The following is a 23,900-nucleotide window of genomic DNA, read 5'->3' as shown; positions in this document are numbered from 1 at the left end:
TGGCGCCGTTGATTCAGCCAAGGCGGTTTCATGTCCGAGCACGGCGATGCAAACCGCGACCTCACATGATTCGTGAGGACGGAGGCGGCACCATGGCCGGCGCCCTGCACCGTGGCTGCAACCGCTTGATCACGAGCGAACCATGGCCCGGTGGCTAGCTGGCGCTGCCTGAGCCAGCCGGCATCGCGCCGGCTTTTTTGCGTCTATGCCGCTGCTGGCAGCGGCGTGCCCAGGCTGCGCAGCAGGTCGCGCACCAATTGGGCGCGCGCCTGCACGTCGGGGAGTTCGCGCTCGATGCGCAGCTTCTCGTTGCCGGCAAGCCTGATGTGCCGGTTTTTCTGCACCAGATCAATGATTCGCATCGGGTCCACCGGGGCGCCTGGCCGGAAGCTCACGGTCGTGACGCCGGGTGCCGCGTCCACTTTGAGCACGCCATAGGGCGCGCTGAGAACCCGCAGACGGTGCACGTCGAACAGGGTTTGCGCCTGGGCTGGTAACTTCCCGAAACGGTCGACAAGCTCTTCCAGCAGGCTGTCGATCTGATCGCCCGTGCGCGCCGTGGCCAGCTTCTTGTAGAACGAGAGCCGCAGGTGCACATCGCCGCAGTAGTCGTCGGGCAGCAGGGCCGGGGCGTGCAGGTTGATGTCGGTGGTGACGTTGAGCGGCGCCAGCAGGTCGGGCTCCTTGCCCGCCTTCAAGCTGCGCACGGCCTCGCTCAGCATCTCGTTGTAGAGCTGAAAGCCGATCTCCATCATGTTGCCGCTCTGGTTGTCGCCCAGCACCTCGCCCGCGCCGCGAATCTCCAGGTCGTGCATGGCGAGGTAGAAGCCGCTGCCAAGCTCTTCCATGGCCTGAATGGCGTCGAGCCGCTGCTGCGCCTGTTTGGTCAGGCTCTCGACGTCGGGCACCATCAGGTAGGCATAGGCCTGGTGGTGGCTGCGGCCGACGCGCCCGCGCAGCTGGTGCAGTTGCGCCAGGCCAAACTTGTCGGCGCGGCTCATGACGATGGTGTTGGCGGTGGGCACGTCGATCCCGGTCTCAATGATGGTCGAGCACAGCAGCAGGTTGTAGCGCTGGGCAACAAAGTCGCGCATGACCTTTTCCAGCTCGCGCTCGTGCATTTGGCCGTGGGCGACAGCGATGCGCGCTTCGGGCAGTATTTCTTCGAGCTTTTGGCGCCGGTTCTCGATGGTCTCGACCTCGTTGTGCAGGAAGTACACCTGACCGCCGCGCTTCAATTCGCGCAGCACGGCTTCGCGAATGACGCCCGTGCCTTCGCTGCGCACAAAGGTCTTGATGGCCAGGCGCCGCTGCGGAGCGGTGGCAATCACCGAGAGGTCGCGCAGGCCTTCCAGCGCCATGCCCAGCGTGCGTGGGATGGGAGTGGCGGTGAGCGTCAGCACGTCCACCTCGGCGCGCAACTGCTTCATCTGCTCTTTGTGGCGCACGCCAAAGCGGTGCTCTTCGTCAATGATGAGCAGCCCCAGGTCATGAAACTTGGTCGATTCCGAGAGCAGTTTGTGCGTGCCGACCACGATATCCACCGTGCCGTCGGCAATGCCCTTGAGCGCGGCGGTCACCTCCTTGCCCGAGCGAAAGCGCGAAACCTCAGCGACCTTCACCGGCCATTTGGAAAAGCGGTCCACCAGCGTCTGGTAATGCTGCTCGGCGAGCAAGGTGGTCGGCGCCAGAAAGGCCACCTGCTTGCCGCCTGTCACCGCGATGAAGGCTGCGCGCAAGGCCACTTCGGTCTTGCCAAAGCCGACATCGCCGCAGACCAGGCGGTCCATGGGGCGTGGGCTGATCATGTCTTGAATGACGGCGTGGATGGCGGCATTCTGGTCGGCCGTTTCCTCGAAGCCGAAGTCGCTCACAAACTGCTCGTAATCCGGCGCGCTGTAGCGGAAGGCATGGCCTTCGCGTGCGGCGCGGCGGGCGTAGATATTGAGCAGTTCGGCGGCGCTGTCGCGCACCTGCTCGGCCGCTTTGCGCTTGGCCTTTTCCCACTGGCCGCTGCCCAGTCGGTGCAGCGGCGCATCGTCGGGCGATACACCGGAATAGCGGCTGATGAGCTGCAACTGGCTCACCGGTACGTAGAGCACGGCGTCCGCGGCGTATTCCAGGTGCAGGAACTCCTGCAACGCGGGCGTTCCGTCGGGGTTCTGGTTGCCCACGTCCATGTTCACGAGGCCACGGTAGCGCCCAATGCCATGTGCGCTGTGCACCACCGGGTCGCCCAGGCTCAGCTCGGAGAGGTCTTTGATGAGCGACTCGACATCGCTGACCTGTTCCTGCTTGCGCCGGCGCCGGGCGGTCGCTGGGGTGGAAAAGAGCTCGGTTTCGGTGACAAAGTCGATGCCGTGCTCGACCCAGGCAAAGCCCTCGGCCAGTGCGGCGGTGGCAATCCCCAAGACTTCGTTGTCGTGCTGTTCGAATTCTTCGAGCGAATCAAAGGCCGGCGGGTTGACACCGCCAGCGCGCAGAAAATCGAGCAGGCTCTCGCGCCGCCCGGCACTCTCGGCGAGCAGCAGCACCCGGTGCTGGCCTGCCTGCACGTGCGCCTGCAGGCGCGAGAGCGGTTCGGCTGCGCCGCGCACAACCGCGAGTTCCGCCAGGCGCTGGAACTGGGCGCTGGATTCGACGTCTTCCACGCCAGGGCGAATGGCCAGTTGGGCGTGTTCCTTGGCGTGTGTATAGAACTGGTCGGCGCTAAGAAACAGGGCTTCTGGCGGCAAGGCAGGGCGCTCGGAATCGCCCTGTACCAGACGGTAGCGGTCGCGCGTGTCCTGCCAGAAGCGCTGAAATGCCGGCTCCAGGTCGCCGTGCAGCACGACAGTGGCTTTGTCGCCCAGGTAGTCGAATACGGTCGCCGTTTCGTCGAAAAACAGCGGCAGGTAGTACTCGATGCCGGCCGTGGCCACGCCCTGGCCGATGTCCTTGTAGACGCGGCTCTTGGTCGGGTCGCCCTCCAGCATTTCGCGCCAGCGGCTGCGAAAACGCGCGCGTGCGTCGTCGTCCATGGGGAACTCGCGGCCGGGCAGCAGGCGCACCTCGGGTACCGGGTACAGGCTGCGCTGGCTGTCCGGGTCGAACGCGCGCAGCGAATCGATCTGGTCGTCAAACAGATCGACCCGGTAGGGCACCGTCGAACCCATGGGGAACAGATCGATCAAGCCGCCACGCACCGCGTATTCGCCAGGGCTGACTACCTGGCCCACGTGGGCATAACCCGCCAGCGTCAATTGGGCGCGCAGCCTGGCTTCGTCAAGCTTTTGGCCGACCTTGAAGTGAAAGGTGTAGCCCGCCAGAAACGACGGGGGCGCCAAGCGGTAGAGCGCCGTGGTGGCCGGTACCAACACCACGTCGGCACCGGTGTCGCGGTCGCGTTGGCTGATGCGCCAGAGCGTCGCCAGGCGCTCGCTGATGAGGTCCTGGTGGGGTGAGAAACTGTCGTAAGGCAGCGTTTCCCAGTCAGGGAACAAGGCGCAGCGCAATCCGGGCGCGAAGAACGCGATTTCATCGAGCAGGCGCCGAGCGTCGGACGCGTCGGCGGTGACGATGGCGGTGACACCGTGTTGGCTGCGCTCGCGCTCGGCAAGCTGCGCGAGCAGCAGCGCGTCGGCACTGCCAGGGGGGCGGGGCAAGGCGAAGCGCTTGCCGGGAGAGAGTTTGGGGAGTTGCATGCGCACAGGCGACAGAGAAGCGTGCCGGCGCCAGGATGGCGCCGGGCAGGCTGCCACCCGGTGCGGCGGGAGAGCGCAATTCTAGAATGCTGGGATGAACCCCGCTTCCGCACCTCCGGGCACGCCGCCTCTTGCCGCGCAACTGCAGACCGTGCAGGGTAGCCCGCCTGCCCAGTTCTGGGCACTTCTGCCCTGTGCCGGCAGTGGCACGCGGGCCGTTGCAGGCGTGGCGGCCAGTAGCGCCAACCTGCCCAAGCAATACCACATTGTGGCGGGCCTTCCCCTGGTGCTGCATACGCTGGCAGCGTTTGCCGGGGTGGACCGCTTGCGCAGCACACTGGTGGCGGTAGCGCCGGGCGATCAGTTTTTTGCCGCACACCCATCGCCCCTTTATTTCGTGGCCCCTTGCGGCGGGCCCACGCGCGCCGATACCGTACTTGCCGGCTTGCGAGAGCTGCGCGCGCGCGGTGCACAAGAGCGCGACTGGGTGTTGGTGCACGACGCGGCGCGCTGCCTGGTGACCACCGAACAGATCAATGCACTCATCGACGCCTGCGTCAGCGACCAGGTAGGCGGCCTGCTCGCCCACCAATTGGCCGACACTTTGAAGACGGCCAGCAGCGGGCCGGGCGGTGTGCGCGTTGTTTCCACGGTGGACCGGGGCGACAAATGGCTGGCGCAAACGCCGCAAATGTTCCGCCTGGGGCCGCTGGCCGAGGCGCTGGAAAAGTTTGGTTCCATCGCCACCGACGAAGCCAGCGCCATGGAAGCCACGGGCCAGCACCCACGGCTGGTGCCGGGCAGTGCCCTCAATTTCAAAGTCACCTACCCAGAGGACTTTGCCCTGGCAGAGGCTGTGCTTGCCCAGCGCATGCACGCGGGGACGCTGGCGCGTTTTGGTGGGCTGCGGGTATCCGAACCTACAGCGCCCGCCCCGTCTGAAGGCGCTGATGCGCAGAGGAGCACAGGATGACCATAAACATGCGCATAGGCGAGGGCTGGGACGTGCACGCCTTGGTGCCGGGGCGGCCGCTTGTGATTGGTGGGGTGGCCATCCCGCATTCGATGGGCTTGCTCGGGCATTCCGATGCCGATGTCCTGCTGCATGCCATTACCGATGCCTTGCTGGGTGCCGCGGCGCTGGGGGATATTGGCAGCCATTTTCCGGACAGCGACCCGGAATTCAAGGGGGCAGATTCCGCTCGTTTGCTGGCCGAGGCGACGCGGCGTGTGCGTGCTGCGGGGTATGAAATCGGCAATATCGACAGCACTGTCGTGGCCCAGGCGCCACGCCTGGCCCCGCATATCGCCGCCATCCGCTTGCGCATTGCCGCCGCGCTCGGCGTCGCCGTGGAACAGGTCAACGTCAAGGCCAAGACCGCCGAGCGGCTTGGGCCGGTGGGGCAGGGTTTGGCGATCGAGGCGCGCGCCGTGGCGCTGATCTTCAGCTCCTGCCCGCGAGCGGAGGGAGCTTGCGCTTGACCTGAGGACGCTGCAGGCGCGGGTGCGCATCGGCACCGCCGGCACGCCGCAATTGCACATGCGCGACGAGTCCGCCGGAGGACGAGTTGGCCAAGGCAAAAATACCGCCCATGCGCTGAATGGTCTTGTCCACAATCGACAGGCCGAGGCCCGCGCCGGCGGCTGCCGTGCGTGCGGAGTCGCCGCGGAAAAATGGTTTGATCAGGTTCGACAACTGCTCGGGTGCCACACCCGGGCCATGGTCGCGCACCTTGAGCAGCACCCACTCCTCGCGCCCCTTGGCGGCAATGTCCACATGGGCGACGTCGGTGTCGCTGGTCTTGCCGTAGCGGCGGGCATTTTCCAGCAGATTGGAGAGGATGCGGGCCAGTTCCACCTCGTCGGCCAGAACGTTGAGGTCTTCAGGCACCTCCATGGTGATCTGCAGTTCGCGGTGGTCCTGCACGGCGTACACGCAGGATGTGACCACGCCGCGCAGGTTCACCGGCGTGAGCGTGACGTGGTCAGGCCGTGCGTAGTCGAGGAACTTGTCGATGGTCGCGTCAAGCTGCACGATGTCGGCCACCATGTGCTCGCGGGCGATTTCGTCGGAGACGCTCATCTCGGTTTCCAGCCGCAGGCGCGCCAAGGGGGTGCGCAGGTCGTGCGAGATGCCAGCCAGCATCACGGCGCGGTCTTGTTCGAGCTTGGCGAGTTTTTGCGCCATGCGGTTGAAGCCGATATTGACCTCCCGGATCTCGCTGGTCACGGCTTCCTCGTCGAGGCGGCTGGCGGCAAAGTCGCCATCGCGCACCCGGTTGGCGGCGTAGGAGAGGCGTTTGAGCGGCTGGTTGATCAGCCGGGCAATCACAGCAGCGCCGGCAAGGGAGAGTACGCCCGCAGTGGCCAGCCAGATCAGCCACGTGCGCCCGCCAGCGGGCGTAAAGCGCGAACGGTCCATGAGCAGCCAGTTGGCGTCGCCGTTGATGGTGAAGCCGACCCAAAGCCCCTTTTCGCCATTCACACTTTGCGCCACGATGGCGCCCTCGCCGAGCCGGCGTGTGAGCTCTTCGGTCAGGCGCAGGCCCAGATCCGTGCTGTCGAGCAGTTCGAAGCGATCGCCCGGCTCGCGCGGCAGGATGCGCACGCCCTCCTGATCGGCCATGGTCTTGAGGAGCGAGACACGCGCAATCGGGTCGGCATGCACCAGCGCGGCGCGGCTCAGGTTGACGAGCGAGGCGATCTGCTGGGCGGTGTGCAGCGCGCGCGGCTCGAACTCCAGTGCGCGCAGCGTTTGCAGCCAGGCCAGGATGCTGCCAAACAGCAGCACGCTGAGCAGAAAAAAGGTGCGCCAGAAAAGATTGAGCCCCACGCGCTTGCGCGATGTGCTGTCTCCGCTTGGAGACTCCAGCGGCGCGGGACTGGTGACCTCTGGGTCGGATGAGGCAAGGCTGGCCATAGGCAGTGGTTCAGTGGCAGAAACGGTCGATCAACCCGCTCCGTCCGGCACGAAGACATAGCCCACGCCCCAGACGGTCTGGATGTAGCGGGGTGCTGCGGCGTCGTCCTCGATCAGTTTGCGCAGGCGCGAGACCTGCACGTCCAGGCTCCGGTCAAAAGGCTCGAATTCGCGGCCCCGTGCCAGAACGGCGAGTTTTTCGCGTGACAAGGGCTGGCGCGGGTGGCGCACCAGGGCTTTGAGCATGGCGAACTCGCCGGTGGTCAGCGGTAGCTCTTCCCCGCCTTTTTGCAGCGCGCGTGTGCCCAGGTCAAATGTGAACGGGCCGAAGTGCACGGTCTCGTTGTCGCCCGATGGGGCGCCGGGCGCTTCCAGCGGCGGGCGGCGGCGCAGCACGGCGTGGATGCGTGCCAGCAATTCGCGCGGGTTGAACGGCTTGCCAAGGTAATCGTCGGCCCCGACTTCAAGGCCGACGATGCGGTCCACGTCCTCGCCCTTGGCGGTCAGCATGATGATGGGGGTGCGATCGTGAACCGCGCGCAAACGCCGGCAGATGGACAGGCCGTCCTCGCCCGGCATCATCAGGTCGAGCACGATCAAGTCGACGGTGTCGCGCAGCAGAATGCGGTTGAGCGCTTTGCCGTCTTCGGCCAGGATGACTTCGAAACCCTCTTGGGTGAGATAGCGGCGCAGCAGATCGCGGATGCGTGCGTCGTCATCAACCACCAGCACCTTGTCGGTGCGCGCGTTGTTGGTTGTGGCCATGGTGACTCCTCGGTCCAATTTGTAACAGCGGCCATTGTTACCAGTTTGTGGCCGGAAAACGCCAATGTGCGCGGAGTCTGACCTCCGGTTACATGTTTTTCCCGCTGCGCACACTTCGGCCCGCAGGGTAAGGGAAGTCAGGCAGTTGGCTGACAGGGCGAGCGCTCGCCTCGCGCTAAGGTCCAGGCCCTTTTCTCGCTTGCTGAACGCTCATGAACATTTTTCGCCCCCTTATTACCGCCGCCGCTTTGGCGTGCGCCACGGGCGCCGTGCAGGCGCAGGCCACCCTCACCCCCGCGCCGCAAAACGTCGTCACGCTGGAAAGTTCTGGCACCGTCGAGGTGCAGCAGGACGTGCTTGTGCTGACCCTGGGGACCGCGAAGGAAGGCAAGGACGCTGCCACCGTCCAGACGCAGCTGCGCCAGGCGCTTGATACCGCCCTGGCCGAGGTGCGCAAAACCGCCGAGCCCAAGCTGATGGACGTGCGCACTGGCAACTTCTCGCTCTCGCCCCGCTATGGCCAGAACCAGCAGATCACCGGCTGGCAGGGCCGTGCAGAGCTGGTGCTGGAGGGGCGCGATTTCCCTCGCATCACGGGCGCGGCGGCGCGCGCGACGACGCTCACCATCAGCCGCGTCGCCTTTGACCTGAGCCGAGAGCAGCGCGAGAGCGTCGAAGGCGAAGCGCAGCAGCAGGCGATTGCCCGCTTCAAGGAGCAGGCAGGGCGGTTGAGCACCAATTTTGGCTTTGGCGGCTACAGCTTGCGCGAGGTGGCCGTGCACAGCAGCCAGAGTGGCCCTGGCCTGCAGCCGCGCATGATGGCCATGGAAGCACGCGGCGCCAGCATGCCCGACGCGCCGATCCCGGTGGAAGCCGGCAAGGCCAGCGTCACCGTGACGGTGACGGGCAGCGTGCAAATGCGCTGAAATTTTAGGTAAAAATGGCTGCTAGCGCTTATGCAGTATGCGCTAGCAGCTATAGTTTCAGGAGTATTCCAGCCAAGGTGGCCCGTAGCGCCGGGCCGGCGGACCTTATTGCGCCACCCAGCCGCCGTCCATGTTCCAGGCCGCGCCGCGCACGTTGTTGGCGGCGGGCGAGCAGAAGAACAGCGCCAGCTCTCCCAGTTCCTCGGGCGTGGTGAACTGCATGGAGGGCTCTTTCTCGCCCAGCAGCAGCTTTTTCGCGTCGTCGTTTGAGAGACCATGCTCGGCCGCCTTGGCGTCCACCTGTTTTTGCACCAGCGGGGTCAGCACCCAGCCGGGGCAGATGGCGTTGCAGGTGACGCCCGTCGTGGCCGTCTCCAGTGCGGTCACCTTGGTCAGGCCCACGAGGCCGTGCTTGGCCGCCACGTAGGCCGATTTTTGCGCCGACGCGACCAGGCCGTGGACAGAGGCCAGATTGATGATGCGGCCCCAGTTCCTGGCCTTCATGGCCGGAAGCGCCAAGCGCGTGGTGTGAAAAGCGCTGCTGAGATTGATGGCAATGATGGCGTCCCAGCGGTCGGCAGGGAAATCTTCGATGTTGGACACATGCTGGATGCCGGCGTTGTTCACCAGGATGTCCATGGCGCCAAATTCACGTTGGCAACTGGCGATCATGTCCTCGATGTCGGCGACACGCGACATGTCGGCCCCGTGGTAGGCCACGCGTGCGCCAGTACCCTTGCCTGCCGCCAGGACCTCTGCCTTGGGGCCTTCGCTGTCCCCGAATCCGTTGAGCATGACGTTCGCGCCCTGGCGGGCCAGCGCCTTGGCGATACCAAGGCCAATGCCACTGGTGGAGCCTGTGACGAGAGCGGTCTTTCCTTGAAGCATGGGTTTCTCCGGATGATTTACGATGCGATCGAGCAATTATCCAGCGAGCGTACGCCTCCCCGACACCATGATTGAACCTAGGCTGAACTACGTACGCTGCCCCGGCGCCCAGGCGGTCCGCGCCGAAGACGGCGAGACCACTCCCGGCCACCGCATGGCGTATTGGGAATGGAATGCCACCGGCAACCCCAAGCACCCGCAGGTGGTGGTCTGCGTGCATGGCCTGTCGCGCCAGGGGCGCGATTTCGATACCCTGGCGCGTGCGCTGGCGCCGCACGCCCGCGTTGTCTGCCCTGATGTCGTCGGCCGGGGCGAGAGCGACTGGCTTGCTGACCCCATGGCCTATGACGTGCAGCAGTACGCGGGCGACATGCTCGCCATGCTCCAGCAGTTGCACCAGGAAGCCCCTATTGATGCGCTGGACTGGGTCGGCACCAGCATGGGCGGCCTGATCGGCATGGTGGTGTCCAGCCTGCCGCCCGGCGTTTTGCCGGTGCCCGTACGCCGCCTGGTGCTCAACGATGTGGGGCCTGCCATCGAGTGGTCAGCGCTTGAGCGCATTGGCCAGTACCTGGGCGCGCCACTGCGCTTTGATTCGCCCGAGCAGGCGGCTGCACAGCTGTGGGACATGTCCACCAGCTTTGGGCCGCACACGCCGGAGCAATGGATGGCGCTGACTCGCCCCATGCTGCGCACAACGCCGCAAGGGCAGTACCGCCTGCACTACGATCCAGCAATTGCACAGCCCTTTCGCGCGCTGACGCGCGAGGCCGCCGAAAAGGGCGAAGCGCTGCTGTGGCAGCTTTATGACGCGATCAGCGCGCAGACTTTGGTGCTGCGCGGCGCCGAGTCCGATTTGCTGTCGCCTGCCACCGTGCAGGCCATGGCAGAGCGCGGCCCCAAGGCCCGGTGTGTCGAGTTTGCAGGCGTCGGGCATGCGCCAACGCTGGTGGCACCTGGCCAGGTCGAGGCGGTGACCCGCTTCTTGTTGGCACCGCCGCCGAAAGGCAGCGCATGAAAAACGTGATGGCCATGGTGCAGCCTGGTGCCTCTGGCGAATCGACGGTTCCCGTGCTGGTGGCCGCCACCGCTGGCGCGGTGCCCGAGCAGGCGAATGCGCTGGTGCGCGCGCGCGCGTTTGCCGAGCCCTTGATCGGCAGCGAATTGCTGGGCACCGGTGAGAACGCGCTGGAGCACGCCGATGCCGTGGCCGCCATCCTCAAGGGCATTGGCGGCTCTGAACCCATGCAGGCGGCCGCCTACCTGGTCCACACCTGCCCGCACCTCAATCGTCCGCGCGAGGTCATCGCCAAGGCGTTTGGCGACAACTTTGCCACGCTGGCGGTGGAGACCACGCAACTCATGCACCTGCAGGAGCAGGCGCGCGAGGCGCGCGCGCCAGACGACCCTGGCGAGCAGACCGAGAGCGTGCGCAAGATGCTGCTGGCGTTCTCGCGCGACCTGCGCGTGGTGATGCTGCGCCTGGCGTCGCGCCTGCAGACGCTGCGCTTTTATGCAGCGAGCAAGCGCCCGGTGTCGCCAGCCATCGCGCACGAAGCGCTGCATGTGTTCGCGCCCCTGGCCAACCGGCTGGGGATCTGGCAGTTCAAGTGGGAGCTGGAAGATCTGGCGTTCCGTTTTCTCGAACCGGACACCTACAAGGAAGTCGCGCGGCTGCTCGACGAGAAGCGTGCCGAGCGAGAGCTGTACATGGAGCAACTGCGTGCCAGAGTCGAATCGGCCCTGCGCGCCCACAGCATCAGCGCCACCGTACAGGGCAGGCCCAAGCACATCTACAGCATCGTCAAGAAGATGCGTGGCAAATCGCTGGCGTTCGAGCAACTGTTCGATCTGCGCGCGCTGCGCGTGATCGTCCCGAGTGTGAAAGACTGCTACCAGGCGCTCAGCTGGGTGCACAGCCATTTCACCCCGCTGGTCGAGGAGTTTGACGACTACATCGCCAAACCCAAGCCCAACGGCTACCAGTCGCTGCACACCATCGTGCGCGACGAGCTGGGCAAGGCCGTCGAGATCCAGATTCGCACCCAGGCCATGCACGACCATGCCGAAAGCGGCGTGGCGGCCCACTGGGCCTACAAGGAAGCGGGCAGCAAGGGCTATGCCGGTGTGTCGGCCAGCAGCGAGTACGACGCCAAGATCGCCGTACTGCGCCAGTTGCTCGCATGGGAGCGTGATTTCTCGGGGGCGCCGCAGCACCGCCATCTGTTCGATGACCGCATCTATGTGCTGACGCCAGATGCCGCCATCGTCGAATTGCCACAGGGCGCAACGCCGGTGGATTTCGCCTATGCGGTGCACACCAGCGTCGGCCACCGCTGCCGCGGCGCGCGTGTCGATGGCGCGATGGTGTCGCTCAACACGCAGTTGCAAAACGGCCAGACGGTGGAGGTGACCACGGCCAAGGAAGGCGGCCCCTCGCGCGACTGGCTCAACGCCGAGCTTGGCTACCTCACCAGCCACCGTGCACGCGCCAAGGTCCGCGCCTGGTTCAATGCGCAACTGCAGCACGAGACCATCGCGCGCGGGCGTGAGGCCGTTGAAAAGCTCTTGCAGCGCGAAGGCAAGACCGCGATGCGGCTCGAAGAGCTTGCCAGCCAGTTGGGTTTTCGCTCGGCCGACGCCTTGTTTGAGGTGGTGGGCAAGGACGAATTCTCGCTGCGCAACATTGAAAATCTGCTGCGCCCGCCTGAGCCTGCGCTGCAGCCCGACGACTACCTGCCTCTGAAAAAAGCGCGCGCGCCCGACAAGGCGCTCAAAGGCGGCGTACTGGTGGTGGGCATGGATTCGCTGATGACGCAACTGGCGGGTTGCTGCAAACCGGCGCCGCCAGATGATATTCGCGGCTTCGTGACGCGGGGCAAAGGGGTCAGCGTTCATCGCTCCGACTGCCGCAATTTCCGCGAGATGGCCGCCCGCAATGCCGAGCGCGTGATCGAGGTGGAGTGGGGCCTTCCCAAGGCCAGTGCCAATGCTGCGTTCTATCCGGTGGACGTGGCGGTGGAAGCGGCCGACCGCCAGGGTTTGCTGCGCGATATTTCTGAAATCTTTGCCAAAGAAAAAATGAACGTGATTGGTGTCAAGACGCAGTCTGTCAAAGGAACGGCCTGGATGACCTTTACCGTTGAAATTGTCGACGCAGCGCGGCTCTCCAAAGTGCTGGGTACCGTCGCGCAGGTCGCGGGTGTGCATTCGGCGCGCAGACGCTAAAGCGCATTCAACTCGGCTGAAAGGTCGATTTTTACTGCTACAATTTCAGCTTCTCGAATACACGCAGGCGCGTAGCTCAGCTGGTTAGAGCACCACCTTGACATGGTGGGGGTCGTTGGTTCGAGTCCAATCGCGCCTACCAGAAATGGTAATGAAATCAAGGGGTCAGCAGACATGCTGACCCCTTTTTCTATGGCCGCGCTTTACCGGAACCTGACCAAGTCCAGTACCGCTGTTGCCTTGGTGTGACGCTGGTGTCCACACCTTTTTGCACTTTGGGGCGGCCCGTTTCAGGGTTGGTGCCGACCGCATCCTCCCGCTCAATGCGAGTTACATCTGACGGGGTTTCTTCTTCCAGTGCTTCGGGCACAGTGCCACTTTTTTCGGCTTCTTGGACGTCTTGGGAGTCAGGATTGGGCGTAGGGAGCCTCCAGCGGTGAGTATTTGGCGATTGCGAAAGAGCGAGGGCGGGCGTCTGTCGTCCAACGATCCCTCCAGCCGTGCGAAGCATGTCGCCATGCTCAGGGTATTCCTGCGCGGTTAGGGCAGAGCACCTGCCTAGAATCTGTTGCAGTGCAATAGAGGGCGATGCCCAGGGAAATATCCACACATGACTGAGCAAGCATCCGCCGCTTCGAGCCACGCGACCGTCCGCGTGATCAAGAAATACCCGAACCGCCGTCTCTACGATACCGCCACCTCCACCTACATTACGCTGGCCGAGGTCAAGCAATTGGTCATGGAGCGCCAGCCGCTGGTGGTGCGCGATGCGAAATCGGGGGAAGACATCACGCGCAGCATCTTCCTGCAAATCATTCTCGAAGAAGAGGCGGGCGGCCGCCCCATGTTCACCGAGGCGGCGCTGGCCAACATCATTCGTTTCTACGGCCATGCCATGCAGAGCTTCATGGGCAGCTACCTGGAGAAGAACGTGCAGGCGTTCACCGACATCCAGGCCAAGCTGGCCGAGCAGGCACACGGCATGACACCCGAAGCCTGGACGCAGTTCATGGGTGGCCAGTCGCCCATGGTGCCGGGCCTGATGGGCAACTACGCCGAGCAGTCGCGCACCTTGTTTTCTCAAATGCAGGAGCAGATGCAAAAGCAGACCGAGCAGATGCTCGGCGCCATGGGTTTGAAGCGCTGACGCGTGTTTCCTCCGCTGTTTTCTGGCGGTACAGGACAATATGGGGATGAACGACGTTGTTTCCCCACCCAAAATTCCCAAAATCGGTTTCGCCAGTTTGGGCTGCCCCAAGAATCTGACCGACTCCGAATTGATCCTCACGCAACTGAGCGCCGAGGGCTACGAGACGTCCAAGACCTTCGAGGGCGCCGATCTGGTGATCGTCAATACCTGCGGCTTCATTGACGACGCGGTGCGCGAGAGCCTCAACACCATTGGCGATGCGCTGGCCGAAAACGGCAAGGTCATTGTCACCGGCTGTCTGGGCGCGCGCCAAGGCGAGAGCGGCGGCAACTATGTGCAGCAGATGCACCCCAGCGTGCTCGCCGTGACGGGTGCGCACGCGACCCAGGAGGTGATGGACGCGGTGCACCGCAACCTGCCCAAGCCGCACGATCCCTTTGTCGACCTGGTTCCCGGAGCCTTTGGCGTGGCCGGCATCAAGCTCACGCCGCGCCACTATGCCTACCTGAAGATCAGCGAAGGCTGCAACCACCGCTGCACCTTCTGCATTATCCCCTCGATGCGCGGCGACCTGGTATCGCGCCCGGTGGGTGACGTGCTGGCGGAGGCCAAGGCGCTGTTTGCCGGCGGCGTCAAAGAGCTGCTGGTCATCAGCCAGGATACCTCGGCCTACGGCGTGGATGTGAAATACCGCACCGGCTTCTGGGATGGCCAGCCGGTCAAGACACGCATGCTGGAGCTGGTGCAAAAGCTGGGCGAGATCGCCGAGCCCTATGGCGCCTGGGTGCGCTTGCACTATGTGTACCCCTACCCGAGCGTGGACGAAATCATCCCCTTGATGGCCACCGGGAAGGTGTTGCCGTACCTGGACGTGCCGTTCCAGCACAGCCACCCCGATGTGCTCAAACGCATGAAGCGCCCAGCCAGCGGCGAGAAAAATCTCGAGCGCATCGAGCGCTGGCGCGCCGCCTGCCCGGAAATCGTCATCCGCAGCACCTTTATTGCCGGCTTCCCCGGCGAGACGGAAGAAGAGTTCCAGCACCTGCTGGACTTCCTGCGCGAGGCGGAGATCGACCGCGCCGGCTGCTTTGCCTACAGCGACGTCGCGGGCGCTGCCGCCAACGGGCTGCCGGGCATGCTCCCCATCGAGCTGCGCGAAGAGCGCCGCGCGCGCTTCATGGCGGTGGCCGAAGAGGTGTCGATTGCCAAGCTCCGGCGCCGTGTGGGTGCCACCATGCAGGTGCTGGTGGACCACGCGCCGGCCATGGGGCGCAAGGGCGGCGTGGGCCGCAGCTACGCCGATGCACCCGAAATTGATGGCGTGGTGCACCTGCTGCCGCCCGAAAAGATCAGCAAACAGCTCAAAGTGGGCGAATTCACCCGCGCGCGCATCGTTGGCGTGCAGGGGCATGACCTGGTAGCACAACCCATCTGAGCAGAATAGACCGTGCGGCAAGCAAAAAGGCTTCCCGAGGGAAGCCTTTTTGATGGGCGCCGAACGCGTTTAGACGCGCTTGCGGTATTCGCCCGTGCGGGTGTCAACTTCGATCCTGTCGCCTTGCGAGACGAACAGCGGCACCGGCACTTCGAAGCCGGTGGCGATCTTGGCGGGCTTCAAGACCTTGCCGGACGTATCGCCCTTGACGGCGGGCTCGGTCCAGGTGATTTCGCGCTCGACGCTGGTCGGCAGTTCGACGGAAATGGCCTTGCCGTCGTAGAACACCACTTCGGCCGTCATGCCGTCTTCGAGGTAGTTGAGCGAGTCGCCCATGTTCTCGGCTTCGACTTCGTACTGGTTGTAGTCAGGGTCCATCCAGACGTACATTGGGTCGGCGAAGTAGGAGTAGGTGCAATCCTTCTTGTCGAGGATGACCTGGTCCATCTTGTCGTCGGCCTTGAACACCACTTCGGTGCCGAAGTTGCCGATGAGGCTTTTGAGCTTCATGCGCACCGTGGCCGAGTTGCGGCCGCCGCGGGAGTATTCGGTTTTAAGGACAACCATGGGGTCTTTGCCGTGCATGATGACGTTGCCGGCGCGGATTTCTTGAGCGATTTTCATAGCGTAGTGCTGGGTTTTGGCCGCTCAATGCGAAGCGCTAGCGTGCCGGAAGGCAGCCGCGCCGGAGCATGTTCCGCGGCGGGGAATGCGCTGCGCCGGAGCAAAATGCAGCCGGCGCTGATTGCGCAAAGCCTGCGATTTTAGCGTTTGCTTGCGCAAAAACCCAGTAGTTGGGTCAACAAATCGTTTTGTGCGAGCAAACGTTCACGTGCCGCGCGGACACATGTGCCCCAATTTTGTAGCAGCGCAGCGTCCACCACCGGCAGCTTTCCGGGTGCCAGGCCGTTCCACACCCGATGGAAATGGCGCAGGCTGGGCGGTGCCTGCAGCCAGTCGAGAAACGCATCCAGTTTGGGCCCATGCGCGCCGTCGTCCTGCGGGTAGATGTGCCACACCAGCGGCTGGCCCGCCCACAGCGCGCGCACCAGCGAATCTTCACCCCGCACAAAATTCAGATCGCAGGCCCAGAGCAGCTCGTCGTACGCTGGCTGGGGGCGCGCATCCATATTCAAAATATGTAGCTGCTCAGGCATACCAGATAAGCGCTGGAGGCCAATTTCATTTGAAATTTCTTGCATCGCCACTTGCACGGCGCGCTGCGCACGGCCGGGCGTGACCAGCAGGCAGGTGGGCGCTGTTGCTCCACTCGCGCATTGCTGCAGCCAGTCGCCCAGCGCTGGCGGTTCGTAGCAAAACAGCGAAACCCAGCGCGGCTCTTGCCCCGGTGCGTCGCCCCCATGTTGGCGTCGCCAGGCGCCCCGATCAAAGGCTTGCATGCGGTCCATCAAGCCGCGTTCCCGCAACAGGCCGCCGGTGTCCTTGCCAAAGCCGGGGTAATAGAACCACTTGGTCCAGCCGGCCGCCGGCCCGTGCAGGACCGGGCTGGGCAAGCCGTGGTGGCGCGGCACCCAGGATTCCGCCGAGAGGTATTCCAGATTGATCCATACGGGTTTTTTGGCGCCAGCGCTTACCCGGTCTTCGCATGCAGCTATGAAGTCGGGAGCAATCTCGCAGCCAAAGGCCTCCACCAGCACGTCGCTGGGCGGTTCGTTTGCAGCAGGAAATGCGCCCCAACTGCGCACTTCAACGCCCGCTGCGCCGCCTGGGGCCATCCAGGCCAGCGCGGATGCGTCGTCCACCCACAGGCGCACGCGCTGGCCAGCGGCGGCCAGCTGGCTGGCCAGTCGCCAGCACACGCCGATGTCGCCAAAGTTGTCGATCACGCAGCAGAACACATCCCATTGCCAGGGGGGAACATGGTGGGAGGGCAGGGTGCTCATGCGTGAATTGTCCACGGCTCGTGTGGGCTGCCAGCCAAGTTTGCACAATAGCGCCATGTCCGAAGCGCATTCCGAAGACTTGTTGGCCCAGGTGGCCGCGCTGCCGCCGCTGCCTGGTGTGTACCGCTATTTCGACGCGGATGGGGGGCTGCTGTATGTGGGCAAGGCGCGCAACCTGAAAAAACGGGTGTCGAGCTACTTCACCAAAACCCATGGCGGTACGCGCATCGGCCATATGGTGGGGCGCATCGTGCGCATGGAGACCACCGTGGTGCGCTCGGAGGCCGAGGCGCTGCTGCTGGAAAACAACCTTATCAAGACGCTGCAGCCCAAGTACAACATCCTGTTTCGGGACGACAAGAGCTACCCGTACCTCAAGATCACCGGCGTCGCGGCAAAAGACGGCACGGGGGACGACCCGAGCCAGCGCTTTCCGCGCCTGGCCTACTACCGCGGCAGCACCGACAAAAAGCACCGCTACTTCGGCCCCTACCCAAGCGGCTGGGCGGTGAAGGAAACGATTTTGCTGCTGCAAAAGGTGTTTCGCCTGCGCACCTGCGAGGACACGGTGTTTGCCAACCGCACACGCCCCTGTCTGCTCTACCAGATCAAGCGCTGCAGCGCGCCCTGCGTGGGCCTGATTTCTCCGGAGGCGTATGCGCAGGACGTCGCTCACGCCGAAGCCCTGCTGCGCGGCGAAGCGGGGGCGGTGATGGAGGCCTTGCAGCACAGCATGCTGGCGCACGCCGAGCGGCTTGAATTTGAGCAGGCCGCCGACGTGCGCAACCAGATCACGGCGCTCTCGCGCGTGCTGCACCAGCAATCGGTGGAGACAACGAGCGACAAGGACGTGGACATCCTTGCCGTGCGCGTGCAAGGCGGGCGCGCCTGCGTCAACCTGGCCATGGTGCGCGGTGGCCGGCATCTGGGCGACCGTGCTTACTTTCCGGTGCATGTGGACGATGCTGCCGCGTTGCAGGAAGCGCGTGCCGAGGCAGCGGATGCAGGGCAGGGCGCCGATGACGACGACGTTGGCCTCGCGCTGCCGGTGGAGGCCTTGGTGCTCCAGGCCTTCATCGCCCAGCACTACCTCGACGTACCCGTGCCGCCGGTGCTCGTCACCAGCGAGCCGGTCGGGCGCAGCCTGCTTGACGCGCTCAGCGAGCAAGCGGGCGTGCGCATCACTGCCGTGCACCAGCCGCGCGAGCAGCGCCGCGCCTGGCTGGATATGGCGCAGAACAACGCGCAACTGCAGCTCGCCCGCCTGCTTGCCGAAGAAGGCTCGCAGCAGGCGCGCACCCGCGCGCTGGCGCAGGCGCTGGACCTGTCGCAGGACGATCTGGACATACTCCGCATTGAATGTTTCGACATCTCGCACACGGCGGGCGAATCGACCCAGGCGTCGTGCGTGGTGTTTCAGAACCACAAGATGCAAAGCGGCGAATACCGCCGCTTCAACATTGATGGCATCACCGGCGGTGACGACTACGCCGCCATGCGCCAGGTGCTGCAGCGGCGTTACGGCAAGGTCGCCGAGGCGCAGCGCGAAGCGGGCGGTGCAGAGCCCGCGCCGGGCAGCGCGCGCCTGCCCGACCTGGTGCTGATCGATGGCGGCCGCGGCCAGGTCGGCGTGGCGCGCGAGGTGTTTGCCGCGCTGGGCCTCGACATCTCGCGCATCGTCGGCGTCGAGAAGGGCGAGGGGCGCAAGGTGGGCCTGGAAGAACTGGTGTTTGCCGACGGACGCGAGAAGGTTTACCTCGGCAAGGATTCGGCCGCGCTGATGCTGGTGGCGCAGATCCGCGACGAAGCGCACCGCTTTGCCATCACCGGCATGCGCGCGGCCCGCGCCCGCGTGCGCACGGGGGGCAGCCGGCTGGAAGATATCGCCGGCGTGGGCCCGAAGAAACGCGCGCGCCTGCTGCAACGTTTTGGCGGCGTGCGCGGCGTGGCCGAAGCCAGTGTGGCCGACCTGTGCACGGTCGATGGCATATCGCCCGCATTGGCGCAGGACATCTACCGCGCGCTGCGCTGAGCATTGCCCGCCAGCTCCCGGCGAGCTGTATGTGACCAGCGCGCGCGTGACACAATCAGCGCCATGTTCTGGACCATTCCCACCATCATGACCTGGACGCGCATCGTCGCGATACCGTTGATCGTGGGGGTGTTTTACCTGCCGCTCTCCGCCGAAGCGCGCAACCTCATCGCCACCGTCATGTTCGTGGTGTTTGCCGCCACCGACTGGCTCGATGGCTTTCTGGCCCGGCGCCTGAACCAGACCTCGGCCTTTGGCGCCTTCCTCGACCCGGTGGCCGACAAGTTCCTTGTGGCCGCCTCGCTGCTCGTACTGGTGCACCTGCAACGCACCGACGTATTCGTCGCGCTCATCATCATCGGGCGTGAAATTGCCATCTCCGCCTTGCGCGAATGGATGGCGCAAATCGGCGCCTCGCGCAGCGTCGCGGTGCACATGCTGGGCAAGCTCAAGACCACGGCGCAGATGGTGGCGATTCCGTTTCTGCTCTATGACGGCCCGCTGCCTGCGGGGCTTCACTCGGGTGTGGTGGGGCGCTGGCTGATCTGGATTGCCGCCGTGCTCACCGTCTGGTCCATGGCCTATTACCTGCAAAAAGCCCTGCCGGAAATTCGCGCCAGGGTGAAGTAAAAAATATAGGCAAAATCGGCCTCTAGCGCTTTATGGATAAGCGTTAATAGCTATTATTTTAGGAGTATTGATGGCCAAACACCGCATCGCCGTGATTGCTGGCGACGGCATCGGCAAAGAGGTCGTCCCTGAAGGCCTGCGCGTGCTTGAAGCCGCCGCCACGCGCTTTGGCATCGACCTGCAGTTCGACCATTTCGACTTTTCCAGCTGGGACTATTTCGAGCGCCACGGCAAGATGCTGCCCGACGACTGGAAGGCGCAAATCGGCAGCCACGACGCGCTCTACTTCGGCGCTGTGGGCTGGCCCGAGAAGATTCCCGACCACATCTCGCTCTGGGGCTCTCTGCTCCTGTTCCGGCGCGAGTTCGACCAGTATGTGAACCTGCGGCCGGCGCGTCTGATGCCTGGTGTAATAGCGCCCGTGGTGCGCCCCGACGGCAGCGCTCGGGCCCCTGGCGAGATCGACATGCTGATCGTGCGCGAGAACACCGAGGGCGAATACTCCAGCATCGGCGGGCGCATGTTCGAGGGCACCGAGCGTGAGATCGTCGTGCAGGAGACGGTCATGACGCGCCACGGTGTAGACCGGGTGCTGCGTTTCGCCTTCGAGCAGGCGCGCTCGCGCCCCAAAAAACACCTCACCAGCGCGACCAAATCCAACGGCATCGCCATCACCATGCCCTACTGGGACGAGCGTGTGGCCGCCATGGCGCGCGAGTACCCGGACGTGCGCGTAGACAAGTTCCATATCGACATCCTCACGGCGCATTTCGTGCAGCGTCCGGACGCCTTTGACGTGGTCGTGGCCAGCAATTTGTTTGGCGACATCCTGAGCGACCTCGGCCCCGCGTGTACCGGCACTATTGGTATCGCGCCCAGTGCCAACCTGAACCCCGCACGCGTTCACCCGTCGCTGTTCGAGCCGGTGCATGGCTCGGCGCCGGATATTGCGGGGCGCAACGTTGCCAATCCCATCGGGCAAATCTGGTGCGGCGCGTTGATGCTCGATTTCCTGGGCTACCGCGCCGCGCACGACGCCATGTTGGGCGCGATTGAGGCTGCGCTGGATCCTCAAGCGGACGGGCCGCGTACGCCCGATCTGGGCGGCACGGCCAGCACGCGGGACGTGGGGCGAGCCATCGCCCAGCTGCTGTGATGCGCAAGGCCGATGTCAATACGGGATTTGCCCTGTGGCCGAAACACGCGCGAAGCCCGCGAACTGTCTGGGCATTCCCTCGAATGCGGCTAGAATTCAGGCTTCCCGCGGGCCGCGAGCGGCTCGTATTGACACCGCGAATCCCGGTGGTTTTAATCTGATCGGCAGCACCAACGGGTGCTCACCCTGTCCAACTCGCCTCTGCGCTATTCGTGCGCAGTCGCAAGCTTGCGGGCAGGCAACGGCCAGAAAACCAAGAGACATTCAACCCCGTATATCCCGAGAGGCACCTTGTGAACAAAACCGAACTCATTGAGCACATCGCAAACAACGCCGATCTGTCCAAAGCTGCCGCTGCGCGTGCTTTGGAATCGACCATTGAGGCAGTCAAGAAGACTTTGAAAAAGGGTGGTACGGTGTCCCTCGTGGGTTTTGGTACATTCGCGGTGGGTAAACGCGCTGCGCGCACCGGCCGCAATCCGCGAACCGGCGCTGCGATTAAAATCAAGGCTGCTAAAGTTCCGAAGTTCCGTCCAGGCAAGGCGTTGAAAGATGCTTTGAACTGACACACAGATCAAGGTGGGGTGCTTAGCTCAGTTGGTAGAGCGGCGCCCTTACAAGGCGTAGGTCGGCGGTTCGACCCCGTCAGCACCCACCACTGATTCAAAGGCGAACGCGAGTTCGCCTTTTCTTTTTGTCATTGAAAGACCGGCCCATGTTTGAATCCATCCGCAAGCACTCGAAAATTGCGATGCTCGTGATGTTCTTGCTGATCATTCCGTCGTTCGTGCTCGTTGGTATCGACTCCAAGTATTTCTCCGGCAGCAGCCCGGTGGTGGCGCGTGTGGATGGGCATGACATCACGCAAGCCGAGTGGGACAACGCCCACCGCACGGAATCCGACCGTATTCGTGCCCAGCAGCCAGGGATTGACGGCGCACTGCTCGACTCGCCACAGGCGCGCTATGCCACGCTGGAAAGGTTGGTGCGTGACCGTGTCTTGCAGGCTGCGGCGACCAAAATGCATCTGCAGCCGAGCAACACCCGGCTTGCCAGCGCCTTACAGGAGATCCCCCAAATTGCTGCGCTGCGCCGCCCTGACGGTAGCTTGGACGCCGAGGCGTACCGCAAACTTGTGGCGACGCAAGGCATGACGCCAGAGGGTTTTGAAGCGTCGATGCGGCGCGATTTGGCAATCAACCAAGTGCTGGGCGGCATCATGTCCACCAGCTTTGTCACGCCCGCACAAGCCGAGATCACACTGGCGCCCTTGTTCCAGCAGCGAGAAATTCGGGTAGCAAGTTTCAATCCCAAGGATTTCGCATCCAAGGTGGCGGTCAGCGACGCAGACCTTCAGGCTTACTACAAGGACCATACCGACCAGTTCAAGCTGCCGGAGCAAGCCAATGTAGAGTATGTGGTGCTGGATCTGGATGCCGTGCGTGCCGGGATCGTCTTGAGTGAAGACGACCTCAAGACGTATTACAAGGAAAATCTTGCGCAGATGTCAGGCAAGGAAGAGCGGCGCGCCAGCCATATTTTGATAGCTGTTGCCAAGGATGCTCCCGCTGCCGAACGTGCTGCCGCCAAGGAACGTGCGCAAGCGCTCCTGGCGCAGGTGCGCAAGGCCCCTGAGACGTTTGCGGAAGTTGCCAAGAAAAACTCTCAAGATCCAGGCTCCGCCAGTAAGGGTGGCGATCTCGGGTTTTTCGGCCGCGGGGCTATGGTCAAGCCATTTGAGGACGCCGCGTTCGGCCTTGAAAAGAACGCTATCAGCGACGTGGTGACGAGCGATTTCGGCTACCACATCATCAAGCTCACGGACATCAAGAAGCCGTCCGTTCCTACGTTTGAAGAGAAGCGTGCCGAGATCGAAGGCCAACTCAAACAGCAGCAGGTCCAGCGCAAGTTTGCTGAAGTTGCGGAGACCTTTACCAACCTGGTCTACGAGCAGTCCGACAGCCTGCAACCGGTGGTGGAAAAGCTCAAACTCAAACTGCACACGGCCACCGGTGTGACGCGGGTGCCTGCTGTTGGCGCGGAAGGTGCATTGGCCAGCGCAAAGCTCCTGAGCGCGTTGTTTTCTGCCGATTCGGTAAAAGACAAGCGCAACACCGAGGCCATAGAGGTTGGCCCGAGTCAATTGGCTTCTGCGCGAATTACCCAGTACATGCCTGCGCGAACCCTGTCATTTGATGAGGCCCGCGACAAAGTTCGCAGCTTGTTCGTTGCCACAAAATCGGCTGAATTGGCCCGCGCCGAAGGCGAGGCGAAGCGTGCTGCCTGGGGCAAGGATGCTGGGCTGGCGAGCAGCGCACTGTCGGCTCCGCTTGTGGTTTCCCGCCAAGATGCCCACAGCCAGCCGCCTGCGCTTGTGGAAAAAGTGATGAGCGAAGATCAGACAAAACTCCCTGCATGGGTGGGCGTCGACCTTGGGGCGCAGGGGTATTTGGTGGCGCAGATCACCCGCGTGATCGATGAAAAAGCACCTACTGAGAATGTAGCAACACAGAGGCGCCAGCAGTATCTGCAATGGTGGACGAATGCCGAGGCGCTTGCTTACTACGAGTTGCTCAAGCAGCGGTTCAAGGCGCAAATCAAAGTTCCTCGCCCGGAAGCATCTCCGGCTGCAAAGGGTTGATGCCTGGAAAATTCATCGTATAATTTAAAGCTCTACGGTGGCTGTAGCTCAGTTGGTAGAGTCCAGGATTGTGATTCCTGTTGTCGTGGGTTCGAGCCCCATCAGCCACCCCAAATAGTTTGAAAGCCCTTGATAATCAAGGGCTTTCGTCATTTTTGGCAGCCACGCTACAAAAGCTCGCACCAACTGAAAACCTTGGGTTGTTCGTCAATAGAGATTGGAAGCGGTAGTCGTGCAGCCCTGCCTGTTTGTTGCTGGGGTTCTAGATCGCGTGGGTCGGTGACGCTGTCGGCAAGCATTTTTGCCCCAACTTGAAACGGCGGTAGGGCTTTGTTTCATCGACTGCTTCGGGGCAACCATCGCTTTTTTGCTTCTTCGGAACGTTAGTTGCGGGACGAAAATAATTCGCCAAAGAAGAAATTTTTTAGCTCAATCTTGCCTTCGAGTAAAAACCCGTACTACAATGCAAGGCTGCGCTGCTGACGGCAGGTAAGCCCCGAGAGGGGTTTGCTGGATGCGGTGGTGCGGCGGGTGAAGTAGGT

At 63.5% G+C, this 23,900-nt stretch carries 18 protein-coding genes and 3 tRNA genes; 15 read left to right on the top strand and 6 right to left on the bottom strand.

The genetic code is table 11. The annotated features are described in order from the left end of the window. Window positions 1–203: 203 nt before the first annotated feature. On the bottom strand, window positions 204–3,683 hold the full coding sequence (mfd, locus tag D3F03_RS16395; protein WP_119110516.1) for a transcription-repair coupling factor: 3,480 nt from the start codon (window positions 3,681–3,683) through the stop codon (window positions 204–206). A gap of 94 nt (window positions 3,684–3,777) precedes the next feature. On the opposite strand from mfd, the gene D3F03_RS16390 reads away from it, so the two are divergent. Together D3F03_RS16390 and ispF are read left to right on the top strand one after the other, a co-directional pair. Further along, window positions 3,778–4,656, top strand: a complete 879-nt coding sequence (locus tag D3F03_RS16390; protein ID WP_119110515.1) for an IspD/TarI family cytidylyltransferase — start codon at window positions 3,778–3,780, stop codon at window positions 4,654–4,656. A gap of 2 nt (window positions 4,657–4,658) precedes the next feature. Beyond that, window positions 4,659–5,165 (top strand): 2-C-methyl-D-erythritol 2,4-cyclodiphosphate synthase, encoded by a 507-nt coding sequence (gene ispF / locus D3F03_RS16385; RefSeq protein ID WP_119110523.1) that lies wholly within the window; start codon window positions 4,659–4,661, stop codon window positions 5,163–5,165. Here ispF and D3F03_RS16380 read toward each other — a convergent pair. Both D3F03_RS16380 and ompR read right to left on the bottom strand, forming a co-directional pair. Continuing rightward, entirely contained in the window at window positions 5,128–6,603 is a 1,476-nt protein-coding gene (locus D3F03_RS16380; RefSeq protein ID WP_119110514.1) for an ATP-binding protein, read from the bottom strand. The genes ispF and D3F03_RS16380 overlap by 38 nt on opposite strands. A 30-nt stretch (window positions 6,604–6,633) precedes the next feature. Beyond that, window positions 6,634–7,368, bottom strand: coding sequence for an osmolarity response regulator transcription factor OmpR (gene ompR, locus D3F03_RS16375; RefSeq protein WP_119110513.1), 735 nt, complete (start codon window positions 7,366–7,368; stop codon window positions 6,634–6,636). Between the two features lie 212 nt (window positions 7,369–7,580). On the opposite strand from ompR, the gene D3F03_RS16370 reads away from it, so the two are divergent. After that, complete coding sequence (locus D3F03_RS16370; protein ID WP_119110512.1) at window positions 7,581–8,294, top strand: SIMPL domain-containing protein; 714 nt, start codon at window positions 7,581–7,583, stop codon at window positions 8,292–8,294. 105 nt (window positions 8,295–8,399) lie between these two features. Here D3F03_RS16370 and D3F03_RS16365 read toward each other — a convergent pair whose 3' ends face one another. Beyond that, a complete protein-coding gene (locus tag D3F03_RS16365; RefSeq protein WP_119110511.1) occupies window positions 8,400–9,182 on the bottom strand; it encodes a 3-hydroxybutyrate dehydrogenase in 783 nt (260 codons plus the stop codon). Between the two features lie 67 nt (window positions 9,183–9,249). Between D3F03_RS16365 and D3F03_RS16360 the strand changes: the two genes are divergently transcribed. From D3F03_RS16360 to rimO, 5 genes are all read left to right on the top strand, one after another. Beyond that, a complete protein-coding gene (locus D3F03_RS16360; RefSeq protein ID WP_119110510.1) occupies window positions 9,250–10,200 on the top strand; it encodes an alpha/beta fold hydrolase in 951 nt (316 codons plus the stop codon). A 14-nt stretch (window positions 10,201–10,214) separates the two neighbouring features. Next, window positions 10,215–12,410: a RelA/SpoT family protein gene (locus tag D3F03_RS16355; RefSeq protein ID WP_425453163.1), complete on the top strand. Its 2,196-nt coding sequence runs from the start codon at window positions 10,215–10,217 to the stop codon at window positions 12,408–12,410. A 65-nt stretch (window positions 12,411–12,475) separates the two neighbouring features. After that, window positions 12,476–12,552, top strand: a tRNA-Val gene (locus D3F03_RS16350). A 468-nt stretch (window positions 12,553–13,020) separates the two neighbouring features. After that, entirely contained in the window at window positions 13,021–13,557 is a 537-nt protein-coding gene (gene phaR / locus D3F03_RS16340; protein WP_119110508.1) for a polyhydroxyalkanoate synthesis repressor PhaR, read from the top strand. A gap of 46 nt (window positions 13,558–13,603) precedes the next feature. Beyond that, window positions 13,604–14,995 carry a 30S ribosomal protein S12 methylthiotransferase RimO gene (gene rimO / locus D3F03_RS16335; protein WP_119110507.1) on the top strand — a complete coding sequence of 464 codons (1,392 nt, stop codon included), beginning with the start codon at window positions 13,604–13,606 and terminating at the stop codon, window positions 14,993–14,995. A gap of 69 nt (window positions 14,996–15,064) precedes the next feature. Here the strand turns inward: rimO and efp are convergent, their stop codons facing one another. Then, window positions 15,065–15,619 carry an elongation factor P gene (gene efp, locus D3F03_RS16330; protein ID WP_119110506.1) on the bottom strand — a complete coding sequence of 185 codons (555 nt, stop codon included), beginning with the start codon at window positions 15,617–15,619 and terminating at the stop codon, window positions 15,065–15,067. Window positions 15,620–15,759: 140 nt separating this feature from the next. Beyond that, window positions 15,760–16,899 (bottom strand): elongation factor P maturation arginine rhamnosyltransferase EarP, encoded by a 1,140-nt coding sequence (gene earP / locus D3F03_RS16325; protein WP_119110505.1) that lies wholly within the window; start codon window positions 16,897–16,899, stop codon window positions 15,760–15,762. Between the two features lie 55 nt (window positions 16,900–16,954). Here earP and uvrC point away from each other — a divergent pair, with 55 nt between their 5' ends. The 7 genes from uvrC (at window position 16,955) to D3F03_RS16290 (ending at window position 23,471) form a co-directional block, all read left to right on the top strand. Next, entirely contained in the window at window positions 16,955–18,931 is a 1,977-nt protein-coding gene (uvrC, locus tag D3F03_RS16320) for an excinuclease ABC subunit UvrC (protein WP_119110504.1), read from the top strand. A 63-nt stretch (window positions 18,932–18,994) separates the two neighbouring features. Further along, window positions 18,995–19,561 carry a CDP-diacylglycerol--glycerol-3-phosphate 3-phosphatidyltransferase gene (gene pgsA / locus D3F03_RS16315; RefSeq protein ID WP_119110503.1) on the top strand — a complete coding sequence of 189 codons (567 nt, stop codon included), beginning with the start codon at window positions 18,995–18,997 and terminating at the stop codon, window positions 19,559–19,561. A 70-nt stretch (window positions 19,562–19,631) separates the two neighbouring features. After that, the gene (locus tag D3F03_RS16310) at window positions 19,632–20,717 is read left to right on the top strand and encodes a tartrate dehydrogenase (protein WP_119110502.1); all 1,086 of its coding nucleotides are present in this window, start codon (window positions 19,632–19,634) and stop codon (window positions 20,715–20,717) included. 293 nt (window positions 20,718–21,010) lie between these two features. Then, on the top strand, window positions 21,011–21,283 hold the full coding sequence (locus D3F03_RS16305; protein WP_106444936.1) for an HU family DNA-binding protein: 273 nt from the start codon (window positions 21,011–21,013) through the stop codon (window positions 21,281–21,283). 16 nt (window positions 21,284–21,299) lie between these two features. Continuing rightward, a tRNA-Val gene (locus tag D3F03_RS16300) sits at window positions 21,300–21,375 on the top strand. A 57-nt stretch (window positions 21,376–21,432) separates the two neighbouring features. Continuing rightward, window positions 21,433–23,358: a SurA N-terminal domain-containing protein gene (locus D3F03_RS16295; protein WP_119110501.1), complete on the top strand. Its 1,926-nt coding sequence runs from the start codon at window positions 21,433–21,435 to the stop codon at window positions 23,356–23,358. A 37-nt stretch (window positions 23,359–23,395) separates the two neighbouring features. Further along, window positions 23,396–23,471 (top strand) — tRNA-His (locus D3F03_RS16290). Window positions 23,472–23,900 lie beyond the last annotated feature (429 nt).

The sequence above is a fragment of the Simplicispira hankyongi genome, assembly GCF_003570885.1.
GTDB lineage: Bacteria > Pseudomonadota > Gammaproteobacteria > Burkholderiales > Burkholderiaceae_C > Simplicispira > Simplicispira hankyongi.
This window is presented reverse-complemented; position numbering and strand designations above follow the sequence as displayed.

What these genes read in the sequence shown, in the direction of transcription:
- mfd (WP_119110516.1), bottom strand. Translation starts at nt 3,683, where the DNA reads ATGCAACTCCCCAAACTCTCTCCCGGCAAGCGCTTCGCCTTGCCCCGC.
- D3F03_RS16390 (WP_119110515.1), top strand. Translation starts at nt 3,778, where the DNA reads ATGAACCCCGCTTCCGCACCTCCGGGCACGCCGCCTCTTGCCGCGCAA.
- D3F03_RS16380 (WP_119110514.1), bottom strand. Translation starts at nt 6,603, where the DNA reads ATGGCCAGCCTTGCCTCATCCGACCCAGAGGTCACCAGTCCCGCGCCG.
- ompR (WP_119110513.1), bottom strand. Translation starts at nt 7,368, where the DNA reads ATGGCCACAACCAACAACGCGCGCACCGACAAGGTGCTGGTGGTTGAT.
- D3F03_RS16370 (WP_119110512.1), top strand. Translation starts at nt 7,581, where the DNA reads ATGAACATTTTTCGCCCCCTTATTACCGCCGCCGCTTTGGCGTGCGCC.
- D3F03_RS16365 (WP_119110511.1), bottom strand. Translation starts at nt 9,182, where the DNA reads ATGCTTCAAGGAAAGACCGCTCTCGTCACAGGCTCCACCAGTGGCATT.
- D3F03_RS16360 (WP_119110510.1), top strand. Translation starts at nt 9,250, where the DNA reads ATGATTGAACCTAGGCTGAACTACGTACGCTGCCCCGGCGCCCAGGCG.
- D3F03_RS16355 (WP_425453163.1), top strand. Translation starts at nt 10,215, where the DNA reads ATGGTGCAGCCTGGTGCCTCTGGCGAATCGACGGTTCCCGTGCTGGTG.
- phaR (WP_119110508.1), top strand. Translation starts at nt 13,021, where the DNA reads ATGACTGAGCAAGCATCCGCCGCTTCGAGCCACGCGACCGTCCGCGTG.
- rimO (WP_119110507.1), top strand. Translation starts at nt 13,604, where the DNA reads ATGAACGACGTTGTTTCCCCACCCAAAATTCCCAAAATCGGTTTCGCC.
- efp (WP_119110506.1), bottom strand. Translation starts at nt 15,619, where the DNA reads ATGAAAATCGCTCAAGAAATCCGCGCCGGCAACGTCATCATGCACGGC.
- earP (WP_119110505.1), bottom strand. Translation starts at nt 16,899, where the DNA reads ATGAGCACCCTGCCCTCCCACCATGTTCCCCCCTGGCAATGGGATGTG.
- uvrC (WP_119110504.1), top strand. Translation starts at nt 16,955, where the DNA reads ATGTCCGAAGCGCATTCCGAAGACTTGTTGGCCCAGGTGGCCGCGCTG.
- pgsA (WP_119110503.1), top strand. Translation starts at nt 18,995, where the DNA reads ATGTTCTGGACCATTCCCACCATCATGACCTGGACGCGCATCGTCGCG.
- D3F03_RS16310 (WP_119110502.1), top strand. Translation starts at nt 19,632, where the DNA reads ATGGCCAAACACCGCATCGCCGTGATTGCTGGCGACGGCATCGGCAAA.
- D3F03_RS16295 (WP_119110501.1), top strand. Translation starts at nt 21,433, where the DNA reads ATGTTTGAATCCATCCGCAAGCACTCGAAAATTGCGATGCTCGTGATG.